This window comes from Mycobacterium sp., assembly GCF_050701675.1.
Lineage (GTDB): Bacteria > Actinomycetota > Actinomycetes > Mycobacteriales > Mycobacteriaceae > Mycobacterium.
Map to the genome: position 1 here is coordinate 1 of NZ_JBOGDD010000667.1, position 3,767 is coordinate 3,767.

The following is a 3,767-nucleotide window of genomic DNA, read 5'->3' on the forward strand; positions in this document are numbered from 1 at the left end:
GGATAGAGCATCTGACTACGGATCAGAAGGTTGGGGGTTCGAATCCCTTCGGGCGCACTCACTCGCAACAACAGCGAATCTCGCGACATGGTTCGAAATCGAACTCAGCCACGCGTTTGCGTGCAGGCGAGCGAATTGAAGCAACTTGCAGCGTGAGATATCGCAACTGTCAACGGCGTTTCGCGACTTGCTGGGTGGGGACCCATTCGAACTCCCTGGGCCTTCGGATCCACTCACGGGCTGCAATATGGATGCTGTGAGCAGTAGTCTGAGCGCGCGGCGAGCAGTAATCGGTAATCGAATTTGCGTTCGTAGCTCAAGCGCTTTCGACTTCAATCTTGGGAGATTCGTGTGGTGACGGATGTGACGGAACCCATGACGGTGCTGGGTGCGAGTCCCGCCCGTGTCATGCGGGTCGCCGTGTTCGTCGGCGTGGCCGGACTTGCTTGCCTGCTGGTCGCAGTCGGCGTGCTGGTGTGGACCGTCGTCGGCGTGAACAGGCAGGCGACGCAGGCCGATAGGGTGGCGATAGGCGACGTATCCGCACCCACGATGGAGCCTGCCAAGGTCGTGGTCCCCGCGCCGGCTCCCGCACCCGTTCCTGCGCCGGCTCCACCAGCTGCGCCTGCCGCACCTGCTGCCGCAGCACCCGCTGCCGTGCCTGCCGCAGCGTCGAGCCCGAGCTCTACCGGTACCAATTCGGAGATCCTGAAGAACCCCGCATTGGCTGCCATCGCGCCGACGGCGCAGCCTTCGTATTCCGGTGGTGGTTCCAACGCGAGCGTTCCGGGATTTTCCTGGCCCAACGGCAACGTGCCCAACGTCGATTGGAACACCGTCGGGAATTCGCTTGGTTTGCAGAATGGGGCTTTGCCCGCGCTGATTTGGGCCCGTGGCGGCGGGGGCGCGGCCACGGGCGCCATCATCGCAGCGGCCGTATCGGTCGGGAACAACGCCTTCAACTTCGTCGGCAACAATGCGTTCAGCGTTCTCAACACCCTGATATTGGCGAACTCCGGTGTGTATGGGAACGGCAACGGCAACCCCGCCACGTCGGCGTTGAACACGCTGACGAGGCTGCCCAGCGTCGGTCTGCCGCAGCTGCCCGCTCCACCCAAGCTGGGTTTGCCCGCTCCTCCGAAGATCGGTCTGCCGGCTCCGCCGAAGCTGGGACTGCCCGCTCCGCCGAAGATCGGTCTGCCTGCTCCGCCGAAGATCGGTCCGCCCAAGATCGGTCTGCCAGCCCCGCCGAAGGTGCCCAGCGTCACGAGGATGATCGGCCTGCCCTTCTAACCTGGTGGCAGTTCGCGGCCAGGTGAGTGACAGAATCAAACGCATGACGCCACCGGTGATCAAGCGCTGGCACGAGTTCCTCGACGGCGGCCACGCCCCCGCTGTGCTGGAAGCCCTCCTCGCCGAGGACTGCGTCTTCTCCTCACCCGCGGTCTTCACGCCGCAGGAGGGCCGCGCCAAGGCCAAGGGGTATCTCGAAGCGGCCGCGAAGATGTTCGCGGGAACGGACTTCCACTACGTCGAGCAGTGGTTCGGCGAGCGCTCCGCGATCCTCGAGTTCGCCGCCACGATCGACGGGATCTACGTCAACGGAATCGACATGATCCATTGGAATGACGACGAGAAGATCGTCTCGTTCAAGGTGATGATCAGGCCGTTCAAGGGCCTTCAGGTGATCATGCCGAAGATGGCGGAGCTGCTGCAGTCGGCGTGATCCGCGTGCCGATGACGCCAGATCCCCAGATGCCCGGACGGATGGTCTTGGCGGACACGGGCGGGCTGAAGTAGTAGCCCTGGACGAAGCCGCAGTCGTAGGACTTGAGGAGGTCGGCCGTGGCCTTGTTCTCGACGCCCTCCGCGACGCAGGCCAGTCCGAGGGTGTTGGCCAGTTCGATGACGGAGCGAACGATGGCGGCGGCCCGTCCGTCGTACCGGATCGGAGCGATGAACTGCCGGTCTAGTTTCAGTTCGTCGATCGGGAGTTCGTGTAGGTAGGTCATTGCGCCGTAGCCGCTGCCGAAGTCGTCGATGGCCACTCGGATGCCGAACTCCCGCAATCGGTCCAGCACCGCGCGGGCGCGAACGACGCTGGCCAACAACAGGTCCTCGGTGATCTCGACCATGAACGAGGTGGCGGGCATGCCGCTGTCGGTAAGCGCCGACAGGATGCGATCGGGCAGGCCGGCGTCATCGAGCGACGGCGCCGACAGGTTGATCGCCACCGGCAGCACGATGCCCATCTGATACCAGCCGGCGGCGTCCCCGATGGCCCTGTCGATCACCACCTCCGTGAGGGCCTCCATCAATCCGTTCTCTCGAACCAGGGGCAGGAAGTCGGCGGGTTCGAGCGTGCCGAACTCCGGGTGTGGCCAACGGACCAATGCCTCGACGCCGACGGCCGTGCCGGTCGCCAAGCTGAACTTCGGTTGGTAGACCAGCTCGAGCTGACGCTCGCTGATCGCCCGGCGCAGATCTGCGAGCAACCGGATGCGGGCGAAACCGTCCCGTCGACCCATCTCTGGGATGAACACGCGTGCGCCGGTGTCGCGCGCGCTTGGCCGAGTACATCGCCAGATCCGCACGCTTGAACAGTTCGTCGGCGGTGACGTCGGAGTCGACGTCCGAGGAGGCCGACGCGAGACCGATGCTGAGACGCACGTGGAGCGTTCGACCCTCGACGGTGAACGGCTCGTCGAAGGACCGCACGACGAGTTCGGCAATCTCGTCGGCGACCGCGGGGGAATCCTCGACGAGGATCGCGAACTCGTCCCCGCCGAGTCGCGCGACGGTGTCTCCGCTCCGGACGGTGTTCTGAATCCGGTCACCGACGTCGCACAGCAGCTTGTCACCAACGGGGTGTCCGAGGGTGTCGTTCACCAGTTTGAAGTCGTCGAGATCGGCCACCAGCACTGCGACGGAGGTGTCGTTGCGCAGCCGCAGCTGCATCGCGTGTTCCAACCGATCACCGAACAGCGCCCGGTTGGCGAGACCGGTCAGATCGTCGCGCAGGGCCATGTCGGCGACGGTGTCGAGAAGCTGGCGGTTCTCGGTGAGAAGGGTGAACTGACGAAGCAGGACGGCCAAGGCGAGGATCATGCCGGTGACGATGACGGGGCTACTACCGGTGTGCGGCCACACCTCGACGACGCCGAACGTGAAGGCGAACGGCACCGGCAGATACGGCAGCCACAACTCCACGCGCGACGGTGCCTTCCGCTGTTCGTCGTCGATCGCCGTCAGCGGCTTGGAGGTCAGGGCGGCGACCCCGACGAAGTACATCGCGATCGCCCAGCCCAGCACCACGGCCTCCCGTGAGTCGTGGGGGTTGGCAAGCAGGTAGGCGTACCCGCTGTCGGTGATCCAGACGACGGCCACCCCAGCGAGCAGCAGGGCGGGCGACACCCGCCGTCCGGGCCGCGTCTTGGCGAGCACGACCGCGATCATCGTCACCATGGCGAAGTCGGCGAACGGGTAGACCGCCGACGTTGCGAAGGTGAGTCCACTCGTCGCGTAGTCGTCATAGACCGCGTGCAGGCCGACCGTCCATGCGATCAGGAATATCGAGGCCGTGACGAGGAGGCCGTCGAGGAGCACTCGGACACCGGAGCGGCCACCCGTCGACGGAGCGAATACCGCCGCTACGCACGTGCCGAGCGGGAGCAGGAGATAGAACGCGTCCGCCGCGGAGGGGAACGGTGGCCACTCGCCAGTGACGACCAGGTAGTAGGCCCAGATGAGGTTGCCCACCACCCAGC

3 protein-coding genes and 1 pseudogene are annotated in these 3,767 nt (G+C 65.2%); 2 read left to right on the forward strand and 2 right to left on the reverse strand.

Translation table 11 applies throughout. From position 1 onward, the window contains the following. Positions 1 to 363: 363 nt before the first annotated feature. Together ACRDUX_RS20485 and ACRDUX_RS20490 are read left to right on the forward strand one after the other, a co-directional pair. Positions 364 to 1,293, forward strand: coding sequence for a hypothetical protein (locus tag ACRDUX_RS20485; RefSeq protein WP_526415926.1), 930 nt, complete (start codon positions 364 to 366; stop codon positions 1,291 to 1,293). Between the two features lie 43 nt (positions 1,294 to 1,336). Continuing rightward, on the forward strand, positions 1,337 to 1,726 hold the full coding sequence (locus tag ACRDUX_RS20490; RefSeq protein ID WP_526415928.1) for a nuclear transport factor 2 family protein: 390 nt from the start codon (positions 1,337 to 1,339) through the stop codon (positions 1,724 to 1,726). Here the strand turns inward: ACRDUX_RS20490 and ACRDUX_RS20495 are convergent. Then, positions 1,689 to 2,528, reverse strand: a complete 840-nt coding sequence (locus tag ACRDUX_RS20495) for a putative bifunctional diguanylate cyclase/phosphodiesterase (protein WP_526415930.1) — start codon at positions 2,526 to 2,528, stop codon at positions 1,689 to 1,691. The two genes, ACRDUX_RS20490 and ACRDUX_RS20495, sit on opposite strands and share 38 nt — an antisense overlap. Positions 2,529 to 2,598: 70 nt before the next feature. Further along, positions 2,599 to 3,465, reverse strand: a pseudogene (locus tag ACRDUX_RS20500) (diguanylate cyclase domain-containing protein); the annotation flags it as partial. Positions 3,466 to 3,767 lie beyond the last annotated feature (302 nt).

Excerpts from the sequence above, each read along its gene's own strand:
- ACRDUX_RS20490 (WP_526415928.1), top strand. The coding sequence starts at position 1,337 with ATGACGCCACCGGTGATCAAGCGCTGGCACGAGTTCCTCGACGGCGGC.
- ACRDUX_RS20495 (WP_526415930.1), bottom strand. The coding sequence starts at position 2,528 with ATGGGTCGACGGGACGGTTTCGCCCGCATCCGGTTGCTCGCAGATCTG.